Source organism: Finegoldia sp. BIOML-A2 (assembly GCF_009678315.1).
Taxonomy (GTDB): domain Bacteria; phylum Bacillota; class Clostridia; order Tissierellales; family Peptoniphilaceae; genus Finegoldia; species Finegoldia magna.
The window spans coordinates 1-1,007 of record NZ_WKZE01000025.1; the positions used below are offsets into that span (position 1 = coordinate 1).

The 1,007-nt window shown below is 42.2% G+C and carries 1 protein-coding gene; it reads left to right on the top strand.

What is annotated here, in order from left to right:
- Window positions 1-876: sialate O-acetylesterase (locus GKF99_RS08525; RefSeq protein WP_206670682.1), on the top strand; the 876-nt coding region annotated here is incomplete at its 5' end.
- Between the last annotated feature and the right edge of the window lie 131 nt (window positions 877-1,007).

Below are 1,007 nucleotides of genomic sequence, written 5' to 3' on the forward strand. Positions count from 1 at the left end.
ATTAAAATATCCGACCATCGTGGAGGAGGCGGACTATATGGCCCTAAAGATGAAGTATACCTGAAAGTTAACAACCGGATTTTCCCTTTGTGTGATAATTGGAAGTATAAAGTAGCAGTATCGAGTGCACAATATGATTATGTAGAATACGGTCCTAACGCTTTTCCTTCTTTGCTATTCAACGCAATGATTCATCCGCTGGTAGGTCTGGGAATGAAAGGGGTGATCTGGTATCAGGGAGAAAACAATGCCGCTCGTGCCAACGAATACATTGATTTATTTCCGGCTTTAATTAAAGACTGGAGAAACAAATGGAATAACGAATTCCCATTCTATTGGGTTCAATTAGCCAGCTTCATGTCTCCGGCCAAGCAGCCTTCCGAGAGCCATTGGGCAAACCTGAGGGCTGCACAGTCGAAGACACTGGCCTTACCACATACAGGACAGGCCGTCATTATAGACATCGGGGAAGAAAATGACATACATCCCCGCAACAAACAAGATGTAGGTAAACGACTTGCTTTGCATGCTCTTCACAATGATTACGGATATAACTCTATTGTTTGCACCGGCCCGATATTCCAGTCGGTAAAAAGAATTGGAGATACACTGGAGATCACCTTTGACGCTTGTGAAGAGCAACTAGTAGCTCGTAATAAATATGGCTATTTATCAGGATTCGCCATTGCCGGCGCAGATGGAAAATACCAATGGGCACAGGCTAAAATCGAAAACAATAAAGTAATAGTATGGAATAAGGAAATACAGCAACCGATCTCTGTACGATATGCTTGGGGAGATAATCCCGATGATGCTAACTTATACAACGCAGCCGGTTTACCTGCTTCTCCATTCGAAGGACACATCAGCCTATAAACGGCATACGAAAAAATAGAAAAAGAATACCGGAAATGAATGTATTATCATCATTTCCGGTATTCTTCATATTTACAGTCCACTCCCTAATCGTCCAGAGACTATATTTTCTCTTTCTAGCGCGTTGTAAT